This is a genomic window from Echinicola salinicaeni (genome assembly GCF_014280965.1).
GTDB lineage: Bacteria > Bacteroidota > Bacteroidia > Cytophagales > Cyclobacteriaceae > Echinicola > Echinicola salinicaeni.
On the sequence record NZ_JACODZ010000009.1, the window covers coordinates 189,969 to 205,467 of the forward strand.

A 15,499-nucleotide genomic window follows, 5' to 3' on the forward strand; every position below is an offset into this window, starting at 1 on the left:
CTTTAGAATCTTTTATAAGTCAAGAAGGATAGGGTTTTCATTAAGGGATTCAGTGTTGATTAACAAAACCTCAATAATCTATGAACAACTTTACTAAACTGCTTTTTGCATGTTTTTGCTTGTCTGGGGTCTTTCTTATTGGTTGTAAGGAAGAATTCGATGAGTATTATGCTAGGCCGGAAGGTTTGGAGGGGCCTATTTATCAGGTGCTCTCTGATTCTGTTCGGTTTAAGGGAAATTTTGACCATTATTTGGAATTGGTGGAGAAGGCAGGCTATAAGCAGACACTAAGCTCTGCAGGTTACTGGACCGCTTTTGCGCCCAATGATGAAGCCTTTGAACTTTACTTCCAAGAAAACAATATCAATGGTGTCGATGACATCAGCGAAGAAAAAGCACGTGAGATTGTTTCTTATTCATTGGTTTACAATGCCTATAACCTGACCGATCTTGCTTATTATCAAACTGGACCGCAAATGGATACACTTTCGTCATCATTTCGAAGAAAAACTGCCTATTATAAAGGAGTCTTCAAAGAAATGGTAGAGGGGACAGAGCTGGATATCGTGGCTGCCAATAGGAACGGGATCGGAACTTATAACCTCGATGACAATAATAATAAGTATTTGCCTTATTTTTTACAGCATTACCTGGATCAGTTGGATTTGACTGCTGATGATATTGAAGGTTTTTATGATCGACCGTTTTCAGGCGCTCAGGTTGCCGATGCAAATATTGTTCTGAGCAATGTAATTGCAGAAAATGGTTATGTGCATGTGGTAGACCGGGTAATAGAGCCGATGCAAAATATAGCAGATTACCTCTCTGAGAATCCCAATTATAGCTTGTTCAAATCCATTTTGGAAATGGAGTTTAGAAACAGGCAAAACAATACAGCCATTAGTTATGATGCTGCCTCGTATCCAGAGTTGACTGAACGATTTTCTCCAGTATATGACCTTGGGGGACCTGTTCATGTCAAGTCATATACGGGTGCTTATGCTTTTGCGCCAAATAATGAAAACTTTCTCAGCGGAGGAAATGATGCCCAATCAGACAGTTGGACACTTTTTGTCCCTGAGAATGAGCCGTTGCAGCAATTTTTGGATGAAGTGCTGCTAGAGTACTATGGAGACCTATCGAGCGTGCCAGATCAAATTTTGTTTGATTTTGTTAACATGCATATGTGGCAGTCTGCTATGTGGCCAAGCCGGTTCCAATTGTTTACCAACTTGCTAAATGAGGAGGCTAGATTTGATCCTGAAGCGGATCTTACAGACCAAAAGGTACTCAGCAATGGCTTGTTCTATGGTACCAATAAAGTCCAAGAGGGTAATTTCTTCTTTACGGTTTATAGCCGTCCTTATTTGGATCCTCAGTACAGTATCATGAGAACGCTTTTGGATAGTTATAGATTCACCGTTTCCGATCCAGGTCAAAACTTTGCTTTGATGATGATGTCCAACCAGCAATTGAATGAGGCCGGATTTGAATATGACCCAGGGGCAAGGAACCAGTGGACCTATAATGGAGAGCCTAACCAAGCCTATGAAAGGTTGATTAGGATGGTAGAACTTAGCATAATCAGATTAAGTGATCCTGATGAGCTTGATGATATTTCCGGTTCTGGAATATTGGAAACCTACGGAGGTGAATACATCAAATATGAAAATGGTGTGTTTGTCGCTTCAGGAAATGTAGATAGTGATGAGCCAGTAGGTGTAAATACAGATGAAACTTACCAGGCAAATAATGGAGTGGATTTCTATACTGATGGATTGCTGAATTATACTGAAAAAGTACTTTCGGAGAAAATTTTGGAGACACCCCAGTTTTCCAAGTTTGCTGAATACCTTGCTAATTCCAGTATTTACGATCCTAATTCTTTACAGATCGAAGGAGTTTCTCCAGGCCAGTTTTTTACTGTATTGGTTCCGTCCAATGAGGCCATGGATGCTGCGATCGCTGAAGGGGTAATACCAGCGGACCCATATACCAACGATTCGGAAGAATTGTACGCTATAGCTACTTTCCTCAAATACCATTTTGTTCCAAGGGATATTATCGTACCTGATGGTAAAAAAATTGTCAGTGAAGAGGGTGAAGATTTTTCTACACTTTTCGCTACAGTGGAAGGAGAAATCAAAAAGGTTATTATCGATAACAGTGCCAACGGTTTTCAGCCTCCATACACCATGACAGTGACTGATGAAAAAGGAAATGTAGCCAATGTAAACATCCCTAACAGTAATGTCCTGGGAAGTTATGCGGTATTACATGAGATAGATAGAGTATTAGAAACTAACTAACCCCAATAACCAAAATATTTCTTATGCAAGATTTTACCAAGAAACTTTTGTGGTTTGTCATGGGGCTGACCTTGATATACACAGGGGCAAATGGCCAGCAACAGCAGGCACAAACCCTGGAAATTGTCAAAGGACAGGTCATTGACAAAGAAGATCGGACATCGATCATTGGTGCCACTGTTGTAGAAGTGGATAGTGATGAAAGGACTCTGAGAGGAGTGGCCACTGATGTAAACGGTGAATTTTCCCTGAGAGTATCCAGCAAACAAAATAGGATCAGAATTTCATTTATAGGCTATAAAACCATTACACTTCCTATCGATGGTCGTTCTGAGATCAACGTACAACTGGAGTTTGACGTCAGTGAACTGGATGTAGCCGAAGTGACGGCTGAGAAGATGATTGATCAGGGAATGATGAAAATAGATGAGCGTGACCTGACTTCTTCCTCTACAAGGGTAGATGCTGAACTATTAAAGGAAATGTCAGCCTTATCCATTGACCAAGCCTTGCAAGGAAGAATGGCCGGTGTGGATATTGTATCCAACTCTGGAGATCCTGGTGCAGGGATGTCTATTCGTATTAGAGGTACGACATCCATTAATGGCTCTTCAGAACCTTTGATTGTTGTGGATGGTATTCCTTTCCAAACTGAGACATCCAATTTTGACTTTGCCAATGCCAATGAACAGCAATATGCTCAGCTATTGAATGTGGCACCTTCTGATATTGAGTCCATTACCGTATTGAGAGATGCGGCTGCCACTGCACTATGGGGGTCCAGAGGTTCTAATGGTGTTTTGGTGATCACTACCAAAAGAGGTTCTAAGGGCAAACCAACCGTAACCTACAGTTTCAGAGGTGCTGTGACCAAGCAGCCTGATCAGATCCCCATGCTGAATGGTGACCAATATTCCACTTTGATTGCTGAAGGCTATATGAATAGTTTTGGCGTGCCTTTGAATATTAATGCCAACAAGGAATTCTCTTATGACCCTTATGATCCTTACTATTTTTATAATTACAGCAATAATACAGATTGGATCGATCAGATCACGCAGCTGGGCCATATGACTGACCATAATATCGCCTTATCAGGTGGTGGAGAGAAAACCCGTTACAGGGTATCTGTCAATAAAAATGGTTCAGTTGGTACAACCAAAGGGACAGGATTTGACCGATTTGCGACAAGAATAGGCTTGGATTATCTGGTATCCAAAAAGATTCGTATTATGACAGATCTTTCTTATACCAATTCAAAAACGACTAGGAACTGGAGAAATAACCTTCGTTCTGTGGCCTATGAGAAAATGCCTAATATGTCAGTTTATGAATATGATGTGTATGGTAATTTGACCCCTAACTATTTCTCTCCTGAGTCCAATATCCAAGGATCATTTGCTGGTACCTATAATCCTTTGGCCATGGCTGAGGAAGCTTCCAATGTATCAGAGAGCAATCGGATCATTCCAAAGTTTACTTTGCAATATCACATCAGACCGGATCTGATGTTCCAGTCTGATGTAGCATTCGATATCAATAATACGAAATCATATGATTTTTTACCTCAGGTGGCTACAGGCTTGCCTTTGAACAACCAAAATGTTAATAGAGCTTCTAATTCTGATTATGAGAATTTGATTACCCAGACTTTTAGTAAACTGTATTATACACCAGATCTGGGTGAAGATCATAGTCTGATGGGATTATTGATGTTTACAACCTATGAAGTAAGGAGTGATGGTTATTATGTGGGGACGACCAATGCGCCGTCATCATTCTTGCAGGACCCTTCCTCAGTGACCAGGACAGATAATATCTCACTTTCTTCTTCTACTAGCCAGTCTAGGGCCATTGGCATGTTGGCCAATGTACAGTATGGTTTTTTAGATCGCTATATTATCAATGGCTCTTTACGAAGAGATGGTAGTTCTAAGTTCGGTTCAAATAATAGGTGGGGAACTTTCCCCAGTGTTTCAGGTAGGTGGAGAATTTCTGGTGAGCCATTTATGCAAAGCCTAAGCGTGATCAACGAGTTGAGCTTAAGGGCCAGTTACGGTGAGAGTGGCAATACTCCCCGGTCTAACTACCTGCATTTTAGTACCTTTTCTAATTTGAATTGGAATTACTTGGGCGAAACCGGTGTGGTACCGGATAACTTGGAGTTGACCAATTACAAATGGGAAAGTGTTGGACAGACCAACTTCGGTTTAAACTTGGAGATGTTCCAGAGTAGGTTTATAGTAGGATTGGACGTTTACCGTAAGCGCACTAAGGACTTATTCTTCAATGGCCTTAGGATTCCAAGTTCTTCCGGTTTCTCTTCCATAGATATGAATATAGGTACCATGGACAATAGAGGCTGGGAGCTTTCAGTATTTACTACTCCGTATAAGAAAGGTGATCTCAAAATCGACTTTGATTTCAATGTGGCCAGAAACGAAAACATCATCCAAGAAATTTCTGATTTGTATCAAACCGATAACTTGGAGGCGATGCAGTCCAATGGGAATTATTTTGTGACCATTCAGGAAGGAAACCCATTAGGTTCATTCTATGGGTTCAAATACAAAGGGGTTTACAAAGATGGCGAATCGACCATCGCAAGAGATGCCAATGGTAATGTGATTACAGGTCCTAATGGTGATGTGGTGCAGATGATGTTCAACTATCCAAATATCGCTTATGAATTTCAGCCTGGTGATGCCATGTATGAGGATATCAATCATGATGGAAATATCGACTACAGAGACATTGTATGGTTAGGTGATGCCAATCCGAAGTTGACCGGTGGTTTTGGCCCAAGGATCACTTATAAAAATTTGCAGATTTCAGGTTATTTCAATTTCCGCTATGGGGCAGATATTGTGAATCGCACCAAAATGCTGACCGAAAACATGTATGGTTATGACAACCAGAATACGGCGGTACTTAATCGTTGGAGGAGGCCTGGTGATGAAACTGATATGCCAAGGGCATTGATCAGAACAGGTTATAACTGGTTAGGGTCAGACAGGTATGTAGAAGATGGTTCATTTATGAGGTTTAGAACGCTTACAGTTCGATATGGTATGCCGAAAGCATTTTTGGACAGAATCAAATTAAAGGACTTGAGTTTTTATGTGACAGCAGAAAACCTTTTTACCTGGACCAATTATACAGGTCAGGATCCAGAGGTAGGTTTGATGAGTTCCAATGCGAACAGACTCTTTCAAATTGGGTATGATGAGGCACGTACTCCTCCTTCCCAAACCTTTACCCTAGGTATCAACGCGCGGTTCTAATTTGTTCAATAAAAGAAGATAACCATGTTTAAAAAATATATATCCTATACATTTCTGGTTTTGATGACCATTTTGGGATCAGGCTGTGACAGCTGGCTGGACCTTCGTCCAGTGAATGGGGTGGTCAAGCAGGACTTTTGGCAAACCAAAGAGCAAGTTAGATCTGCTTTGATTGGGGCTTATGCCTCGTTGAATGGTAATTATAGAGGCTACCAACTGACAGAGAGGATGTTTCTTTGGGGTGAGTTGAGAGGTTATATGTTGGCTCTTAATACGGGTGCCAGCTATAATGATACCCAAATTATTTTTGGGAATATCCAAGCGACTAATCCCTTGGCGGATTGGAGTGGTTTCTATGGTACCATTAACCTGTGTAATAATGTCATTGAAAATGGTCCTCAGGCATTGGATACCGATGAAACATTCCAAGTGGAAGACCTGAATAATTATGTGGCAGAGGCAAGAGGCTTAAGGGCGTTGATGTATTTCTATCTCGTAAGGACCTTTGGAGAAGTACCCTTAGTGACTGATGCGATAGACAGTGATGAAGATGAATTGACCATGCCCAAAGCCAGTGAAGAAGAGGTGCTTGCACAAATATTAGAGGATTTGGATCTAGCGGAAGCTGATATTTATGAGTCTTATGAGACTTCAGCTGCTTCTAAGGGCAGGATGACCAAATATGCCATCAATGCCCTTCAGGCAGATGTGCATTTGTGGATGGAAAATTATGAAGAAGCTGTTGAGGCAGCGGACAAGGTGCTAGCAGGTCCTTATAGTTTGGTAGAGCAAGAGAACTGGTTGAGGTCTCTTTTTGTGGAAGGAAATTCGACAGAGAGTATTTTCGAAATCCAATATGAGGCGCCTCAGAACAACGCCTTCTTTAATATGTTCAGCACGGTCCAAGGAAGAAGGTTTTTGGCCTATCCTTCTGTGCTGGAAGACACCTATGGTTTTGATATCAATTTTCCAGAAGAAATTGATGCAAGAAGTATTGATGTTACGCTAAAGTCCAGCGGAGAAATCTGGAAATACATCGGTTTGGGAGAAAGTCAACGTCGCCAAGCGACAGATTCCTATGCCAACTGGATTGTTTACCGTCTTGCAGATGTAATGCTGATGAAGGCGGAAGGGCTCTCCCAAATTGGTAGGGGAGAAGAAGCGCTTGAAATTGTTGCCGAAATAAGAGAGCGAGGTGGTGCAGTGGATGCTACAGAAGAAAGTCCTTCAGCTTCAAGTGCCAATGATATCGTGCGTTATGTATTGGCCGAACGGGCTAGGGAATTGGCTTTTGAAGGAAAACGCTGGTTTGATCTGCTAAGGGTATCCAAAATGGATAATTACTCCAATCTGGATTTAATGTTGAACGCGGCGATTACCAATGCCCCTGAGACTAATCTGAACTCAATTTTGAACCAATTAAGGGATACGCGAAGCCATTACCTTCCAGTGTTTTATCTGGAATTGGATGCCAACCCTGAGCTGGTTCAAAATCCTTACTACATCAAATAAACCTAAAATATCTGCAGATGAATACTATATATATAACATCAAACTGGAGCAGGTGGACAGGATTTCTCGTATCAATACTGTTCTTGGGATTGATCAGCTGTGAATTTGAACCACCTTCCAATATCAATATCACTGATGATACCAATATCAGTGGCTATTTGAGACAAAACCCGGATGAATATTCCAGCCTTTCGAAGGTTTTGGAAATCTCCAATACGGAGGGATACCTTGGCGCTTACGGAACATATACTTTCTTTGCGCCCAATAATGAGGCCCTAGAGGGATATTTGAATGATAATGGTTTGAGCCTTGAAAGTTTAAATGAAGAAGAAGCGAAAGATATTGTAAGATATCACCTGCTCACAGACACCATTTCTACAGCTAATTTTACTGATGGGAAATTGCCCATACCTACAGAATATGGGAAATACCTTGTAACTGGGGCTGAATATGTGGATGGACAGACTTCTATACGGGTAAACCGTCAGGCCAATATTATTCAAAGCAATATCAAATTGGGGAATGGGGTCATGCATGCCATTGACAATGTGCTGTCCCCTCCGACAAAGACTGCTGCAGCGTGGATTGAAGATAAACAAGAATATTCTATTTTCTCAGAAGCATTAAAATCAACAGGTTGGTATGATGTCTTGAATAATGAGGAAGAAGGTGTTTGGTACACTGTAATGGCAGAGTCTGATGAGACTATGGCAGCAGCAGGTTTTGATAGCTATGCTGCTTTAGAAAACCGTTATTCTCATTTGGGAGATCCGAGTAATCCTTCAGATAGTCTGAACTTGTTTATGGCATATCATATCCTGCCAAATATCAAGTATATAGCAGATTTGGTGACAGCTACGGCCCACGAAACCCAAGCCCCGCAGGAAGTAATCACCATTAGACTAAAAGGAGAGGAAGTGTTGGTCAACGAGGATGTATTCTTTGGGGTTTTGGAGCCTGGATCTGCAATCATAAGAGCTGAAAGTGACAATTCTGTTACCAATGGAGTAGTGCATAAAGTAGAAGAGCATTATGCCATCAAGCTGAGAGCGCCCACTGCAGTGTATTGGGATGTGGCTGACCAACCGGAAATCAGGCAGCTGACTCAATATTTCAGGGTACCTGGAGCACCCAACTATACCTTCAAATTAGGTGAATTATCAAAGATGTCTTGGGGAGGAAACTATGTAGACTATATGGTTAATTATATTCCACCTAGCCTGAATGAAATTTATTATAACCATGGTGATTTCATGAAAATAGAGATTCAAGGAAATAGACTTACTTCAGTTGAATTCACTACGCCTGTTTTGGTGAAGGGAAGATATAAAGTGTGGGTTTGCCATTATGGTGACAAGTGGAATAATGGCGCTGAGCTCAAAATGACTTTTAATGGTGAAGATATACCAGGGGCAAGACTATTGGATACACGAATTAAGGCACCATCCGGAATGAATGAAGATGAGTTGGAGTCCAGAGGATGGAAAGAGTACCTGACAGCAGGTTCCAATGGCGGTAGAATTATGGGTCGATTCATCGGTACCATTGATGTACAGACTACAGGAGAGCATACTCTTCGATTTGACAGAATTACCGGTATCGGGCGTAGTAATGGTGGGCTTTGGTTGGATATGATCCATTTTATCCCAGAAGGAGATAACCAGATTTATCCAAAATTTGCGCTTGATGGATCGCTGGTGTATGAAGAGGATGAAGACTAAAATATGCCTTCTGGAAAATCTATGTCCTATAATTTTCAAATAGAAATAAGATGATCAAAAAATATAAAAATCACTTGCTAATAATAATTTTCATTGGTCTGAGCGCGTGCTCAGATCAATGGGAAGAGCATAATAATGCTGCGCAGGATTTGAACAATAATTTGGTACAGCTAATTCGGTCAGATGCTGACCTCAGTACTTTTGCAGATCTTTTGGTGGAGTCCGGATTGGATAAGCAGCTGTCTTCAGGTTCTTATACCGTATGGGCACCGACCAATGCGGCATTGGCAGACTTGCCATCAAGTATTACAGGAGATGAAGAAGCTTTAAAGCTTTTTGTTGGTAACCATATAGGATATCAAGAAAATCTTAGCTATCAAGCCGATGAGGAGCCAGTAAGGGTTAAAATGATGAATGGGAAAGTGAGTGTACTGCGTGAAAACAGTATTACTTCTGTGGATGAATCAGCTTCATTTGAATATGCTGATCGTCTAGCAAAGAATGGAGTACTCTATAAAGTGGATACTTATATGGTTCCCAAAAAGAATATTTGGGAAGTATTGCAGGAAGAGAGTGATAATCCGATCAGTCAGTTGGTCATGAATATGACCATGACTGATGAGTTGACCATGGAAAAGTACAATTACTTCCAATATGATGTCGCGGATTTGAGCAATGAAGACTCTACCTATACTTTTATCATGTTGGATGATGCAGCTTATGAAACATTCCAAATGGAAATGGAACCTTATTTTAAGGACACCCTACCAGATGAAATGTCCATGCCGCTTTCATTAGGGCTTACCAAGGATTTGGTGTTCACGACTTCCTATTATGAAGATGTTCCTGATACCATCCTATCTGTGGATAGTGTAAGGGTCGCTTTTCACCCTGAAAATGTAGTACGCCAGATCAATGCCTCCAATGGAGTAGTTTATATGATGAATGATTTTGATTATAAGCTCTCTGACAAAATTCCAGCGATTAAAATTGAGGGGGAATACTTTGATGCAATAAGTGGCAGTTCAGGTCCTGTAAACATTCGAGCAAGGTCCTGGGCCTCCAATGAGCGTGATCTGTTGGTCTACAATCACAGCACACCGTCTTATCATGTGACCTATAACGTCCCGCAGGCGCATTCCACGAAGTATAAAATTTATTGGTTAGCGAATAATGATAATTACTGGCCGAGAAACAACTGGCAGAGTATAGCGATTGACTCAGTCAGCAATCTTCCTTATGGGAATAAGATGGTGGAGTTTAATAATCTTGAAGAGGTGTTTATTGGGGAACATGAAGTACAAAACTATGGACAATTGAAGCTGATCCTGAAGGCCGAATCTACCTCAAATAATGACTGGAACACTTTGGTTCTGGATTACCTGAAATTAGTTCCAGTATTTGAATAAACCCAAAATCAGAAATCAATGAAGCTAAAAAATATTTACAAGATATGCGCAGCTGCTCTGGCCATTCAACTGGGGTTTGCTGGCGGCATGATGGCCCAAGAAGTAGAGGAGGTAAAGGTACTGCCCAATAGCAAATCTATTTACTTGGAAGAAGTATTGACGGGTAAGATAGTTTCCAAAAGAACTGGAATACCTTTAGAAGGCATAGGTTTGTCCTATAAAGATATTTCAGCAAGCTTCTCCAATTCAGAAGGGGCCTTTAAATTGACTGTTCCAAGTTATTCTACCACGATTGTAGTTAGCTTGGGAGATGATGTGGTTAAAGAAATCCCTTTAAAAGGAAGAAGTGACATTGAAATTGCCCTGTCGGATTTTGAGTTGCGTCAAGCAGGCAAAGGTTTGGTTCAGCTACCTTATGAAGAGAGGTTGTCTCATCAGGTAACAGGAGCGGTATCAACCGTTGACCTTACCGATGCTTGGAAGGGCAAAGCCAATTCTCCTGAAACGGCATTTCAAGGAGAAGCAGCTGGAGTCAATATGATCAGAAGAGCCGGTACCCTAGGGATGGGTGCCAATACTTTTATTCGTGGTCTTGGTTCATTGAATGCCAATGCCAAACCTTTGGTGGTTGTGGATGGAATGATCTATGATATGAACGAGTATGAAGGTTCGGTAATCAATGGATTTACATCCAATCCATTATCGTTTATAGATGTTAAAGACATTGATAAAGTAACTTATCTGAAAGACGGAGGATCGATTTATGGCACAAAGGGAGCGAATGGCGTCGTGCTGATTACTACATCCAGGGCGAAGGATTTAACGACAAGAATTGATTTTTATACCTATGGTGGAGTCAATGCACAAAATAAAAACCTTCCAGTGATGGAGGCCGACGAATTCAGACCTTACTTTTCTGAAATGTTACGCAGCAAAGGACTCACTACTAATGAGGCATTGAGTCACCGTTATCTGAATGAAATACCAGATACCCTGGGGTATTATAATTATCACAATAATACCAATTGGCAAGATCAGGTAATGCGCACCAGTTATGATCAAAACTATTTCGTTAAAGTATCTGGGGGGGATAATATTGCGAGCTATGCCTTGTCTATAGGTCATTTGAAAAGTCGAAGTGTGGTGGAAGGAGAGGGATTTTCTAGATCAAACGTAAGGTTCAATGCTGATTTTCAAGTTACGGAGAAATTTACTGCTGGGACCAATATGGCCTTTTCCTATGCGGTTACGGACTTGTACCAATATGGTTCTGAGGTGAATAATATTAGTCCTCTTTACCTTGGTATGGTGAAGTCACCGTTTTTAGCACCGAATATATTCTCAGAAGAAGGTATTGTATCCCCTAACTTGAGCGATTCTGATTCCTTGGGAATCAGTAATCCCCGGTCAATTATTGAAAACACTCAGGCGCAAAACAGAAGGTTCCGCTTCTTTGGTTCTTTCAATGGTAAATACCAATTCAATGATCATTTCAGCCTTCAAAGTTTATTTGGCTTGACCATTGATCAAAACAGAGAGTCTTTTTTCGTGCCTGACTTAGGAGTGGAAGAAGAAAACGGGAGCAATACTATTATAAAAAATAAGATTGGCGGACAGGTGCAAAGGCTATTTTCAACCTATAGTGATACCAGGTTTGATTATAATAATACCTTTGGTTATGCCCATAACTTTGACTTGGGCCTAGGTTTTAGATTCAACAGCAACAAATTGGAGGAAGATAGAGGTTATTCCTTTAATTCTGGTACCGATGATTTTATCACACTAGGATCTGGTGTAGTGAGTCTAAATCAAGCTTATGGTAATACAGGAGAGTGGATTTGGATGAGTTATTATGCTGATGCAAGCTATAATTATCTTAATAAGTATTTTGTGGATGTCAATGTAGCAGTAGATGGTTCTTCAAGATTTGGTCGTGAGGCTAAGGATGGTATCAGTCTATTTAACCATAAGTTCGGAGTTTTCCCTTCTATCAGTGGGGCATGGTTGATCTCTTCTGAGGATTTTATGGCCTCTAATCCGCTTGACCTAATTAAATTACGTTTGAGCTACAGTCAAACTGGAAATGATGGATTCGGAAATTATAATCAATATCAATTGTATAGGGGATCCAATGTTATGGCTGTTCAGGGCTTGGTAAGGTCGAATATTGCCAATGATCAGATCCAATGGGAAACCAATTCAAAAGTAAACGCAGGTATTGACCTAGCTACTGCCAACAGTACATTAGGTTTTAGTATCGATGTATACCAAAATACCATTTCCAATATGCTTACTTACCAACCACTTAAAACCATGGTAGGTTTGGACTATTATTTGACCAATGGCGGTGAAATGGTTAACCGAGGAATTGATTTGGGTATTTCAGCTAAAGTATTGGACAGAGATGTCAAATTGGATATCGGACTTCAGGTCGGTACCTATACCAATGAGGTTAAAAAGTTGCCTTATGACGAAAGAATTACCCCTATCGCTGGAGGCGAGGTCATCACCATTACTGGTGAGTCTGCAGCTATGTTCTACGGATTTGAAACCGATGGTATTTACAGTACGAGCGAAGAAGCTACTTCTGAGGGTTTAGTAACTTATACAGAAAGTGGAAACTTGATTCCGTTTCAGGCTGGTGATGTAAAGTTTATCGACCAAAACAATGATGGCGTGATCGACGAAAGTGACAAGACCATCATAGGCAATCCCAATCCTGATTTTTATGGTGGCTTTACGGCCCATGCTACCTACAAGCGCTTTACGTTTGATGCGGCATTCTCCTTCAGTTACGGAAACGACGTTTATAACTATTTGAGACAGCAAATGGAAAGCATGTCTAGTTATGAAAACCAGTTCTTAAGTGTTAGAAATCGATGGAGAGCAGAAGGTCAAGAAACCGACATGCCGAGACTGGCCTATGGAGACCCTGCTGGGAATAGCCGTTTTTCTGATAGATGGGTAGAAGATGGCTCATATCTAAGACTGAAAACCCTTAATATCAGTTATGATATTCCGGTCAACGGTTCCATTATAAAGAATGTGAATGTATATGCGGCTGGTCAAAACTTGTTGACCATAACCAACTATCTAGGCTATGATCCAGAATTCAGCTATACCAGTAGTGTTTATGGGCAAGGTGTAGATGTGGGGTTAAGTCCGCAATTTGCTAGTGTGTTGTTGGGACTTAAAATCGGATTGTAATCATGCAAAAGTTAACGAGAATCTTAAAAGCCCAAAGTATGAAAATGATATCTATCCCTTTTAAAAAGTATATAGCAGCGGCCACGATAAGTGTGGGCTTGTTTTCCTGCTCTGATATGCTGGATGTGGAGCCAACTTTAGAGTTGGATAAAGACCGATACTATCAAAATCAGCTGGATGCTGATGTGGCTGTGATGGGCGTGTACGGTGAAATGATGAAGCTGGCCGAGCAATATGTGGTGTTGAATGAAGTTAGAGCCGATTTGATGGAGCCCACCATGATGGCTGATGCTGACTTGGTTGATTTGAGTAATCATAGTGTAGTGGCATCTGATAACAACAAATATGCAGATCCAAAGCCATTTTATAGGGTTATTTTAAATTGTAACGATGTTTTAGAAGGTTTGGAAAGAATGCGGGATGAAAACAGGATTACAGAGGATCAGTATAATCAGCGCCTATCTGATGTGGCAGCGGTGAGAACTTGGGTTTATTTACAATTAGGTATTCATTTTGGAGAGGTACCTTATGTGACCAAAAGTATTGAATCTATTGATGATGTCAACAATCCTAGTCTTTTTCCAAAGCTAAGCTTGATGGAATTGATAGATGAATTGGTTGAATATATGGAATCCATGCCTTATCTGGATGCATATCCATCCAATATTGGTTTAGTGGGAAGCTCTGCGGGGTATGACCTAAGTACTTATTTCGTAAATAAAAGAGGTCTTTTGGGTGACCTGTATTTATGGCAGGGGAATTATATTAAAGCAGCAGAAATGTTCAGGACCATCATGGAATCATCAACTTCAATGGGGCCTGGTGCAGGAGCAGTATATTATGATAGAATGCGACTTTCTTGGAGTTCTTCCAATTATTTTAATGTACGGTATGGAAAAGAGAATGATATTAATTCATTGTTTAATGATAATATCAATGGTTGGCGGTCTATTTTCGGTCGTCCTGCAGGAGAGCGATATTCCTATGATGTATGGGTTTGGGTAATGCACTATGACAGTGATTTTGCTCCTGAGTATCCTTTTATTAGGCTTTTTGCCAATGAAGGCGAGGGGGAATATCAACTTAAACCTTCGCAATCCATTCTTGACAAATGGAACAGTCAAACTCAGTGGAATAATGTGGAGTTTGATGCTCGTGGAATACTATCTACTAAAAACTGGGGAACCATGGAGCCAGAAGTAGGTAAGTTTACCTTTAATTATAATGCCATGAGCACTCCGCTGCAAAAAGAGGGGAAATGGATATTAGAAAGAGCTGCTTCAGTACATCTCAAGTTTGCCGAAGCTGCTAATATGGATAACCTGGATGGTATCAGTCAGCTTTCAAGAGCCCTTATCAACGAGGGTATTAGGGAAGCTTTTACTCCAGATGACTTTTCTGGTGATGATGTTACTGATATTCAAAACACCCTAGAATACGGTGCTCCTTATGATTTTGATGCCAGACAAGGGGATTTTCCAACTTACAGGGGGCCTTGGTATAGACATCAGGGAATCAGAGGAAGGGCATATTTGCCTCCTATAACCTTGCCAGAAGATATTACAGGTGTACAAGAGGAAAAGTATTGGACAGAAGACCTGATTATCCAAGAGTCTGCCTTGGAACTGGCATTTGAAGGACACAGATGGCCGCAACTGCTTAGGATCGCGATGAGAAGGGATCCATCTGTTTTAGCTGACAGGGTATATGATAAATTGTCCAAGTCGAAAAATGCAGAAGCTGTGGGCAGAGCTGCAGGAGTTAGATCCAAGCTAATGAGTGGTGATTGGTTTTTACCATTTCATTGGGAGGAGTAAAGAAGGGTAGAGACCTAAAGACCTGTCAGGTTATGAAAACCAGACAGGTCTTTTTTAGGATTGACCATCCTATAAATAGGTTATCATTAGGTTGAGTCAAAGTTTTAATCCTATTTATAATATGCTTGTTTTTAAATAATTACAATTTTAACTATTGTTTGACCTAAAATAGAATCGTTTGAGGTGAATGGATTAATTGGTGTGGACACATCTAAGGATAAATTTGAAATTACTACAATT

At 40.7% G+C, this 15,499-nt stretch carries 7 protein-coding genes; all 7 read left to right on the forward strand.

Translation table 11 applies throughout. The features are described from left to right. Window positions 1-80 precede the first annotated feature (80 nt). The 7 genes from H7U17_RS17940 to H7U17_RS17970 all read left to right on the forward strand — a co-directional run bounded on the left by H7U17_RS17940 (window position 81) and on the right by H7U17_RS17970 (window position 15,259). Entirely contained in the window at window positions 81-2,309 is a 2,229-nt protein-coding gene (locus tag H7U17_RS17940) for a fasciclin domain-containing protein (RefSeq protein ID WP_186758131.1), read from the forward strand. A gap of 23 nt (window positions 2,310-2,332) precedes the next feature. Next, the gene (locus tag H7U17_RS17945; protein ID WP_186758132.1) at window positions 2,333-5,593 is read left to right on the forward strand and encodes a SusC/RagA family TonB-linked outer membrane protein; all 3,261 of its coding nucleotides are present in this window, start codon (window positions 2,333-2,335) and stop codon (window positions 5,591-5,593) included. Window positions 5,594-5,617: 24 nt separating this feature from the next. Beyond that, a complete protein-coding gene (locus H7U17_RS17950; RefSeq protein WP_186758133.1) occupies window positions 5,618-7,105 on the forward strand; it encodes a RagB/SusD family nutrient uptake outer membrane protein in 1,488 nt (495 codons plus the stop codon). A gap of 17 nt (window positions 7,106-7,122) precedes the next feature. Continuing rightward, on the forward strand, window positions 7,123-8,826 hold the full coding sequence (locus H7U17_RS17955; protein WP_186758134.1) for a fasciclin domain-containing protein: 1,704 nt from the start codon (window positions 7,123-7,125) through the stop codon (window positions 8,824-8,826). A 74-nt stretch (window positions 8,827-8,900) separates the two neighbouring features. Continuing rightward, window positions 8,901-10,235, forward strand: a complete 1,335-nt coding sequence (locus tag H7U17_RS17960; protein ID WP_230981480.1) for a fasciclin domain-containing protein — start codon at window positions 8,901-8,903, stop codon at window positions 10,233-10,235. An 18-nt stretch (window positions 10,236-10,253) separates the two neighbouring features. After that, the gene (locus H7U17_RS17965) at window positions 10,254-13,442 is read left to right on the forward strand and encodes a SusC/RagA family TonB-linked outer membrane protein (RefSeq protein ID WP_186758136.1); all 3,189 of its coding nucleotides are present in this window, start codon (window positions 10,254-10,256) and stop codon (window positions 13,440-13,442) included. A 2-nt stretch (window positions 13,443-13,444) separates the two neighbouring features. Beyond that, window positions 13,445-15,259 (forward strand): RagB/SusD family nutrient uptake outer membrane protein, encoded by a 1,815-nt coding sequence (locus H7U17_RS17970; protein WP_230981481.1) that lies wholly within the window; start codon window positions 13,445-13,447, stop codon window positions 15,257-15,259. Window positions 15,260-15,499: the final 240 nt, after the last annotated feature.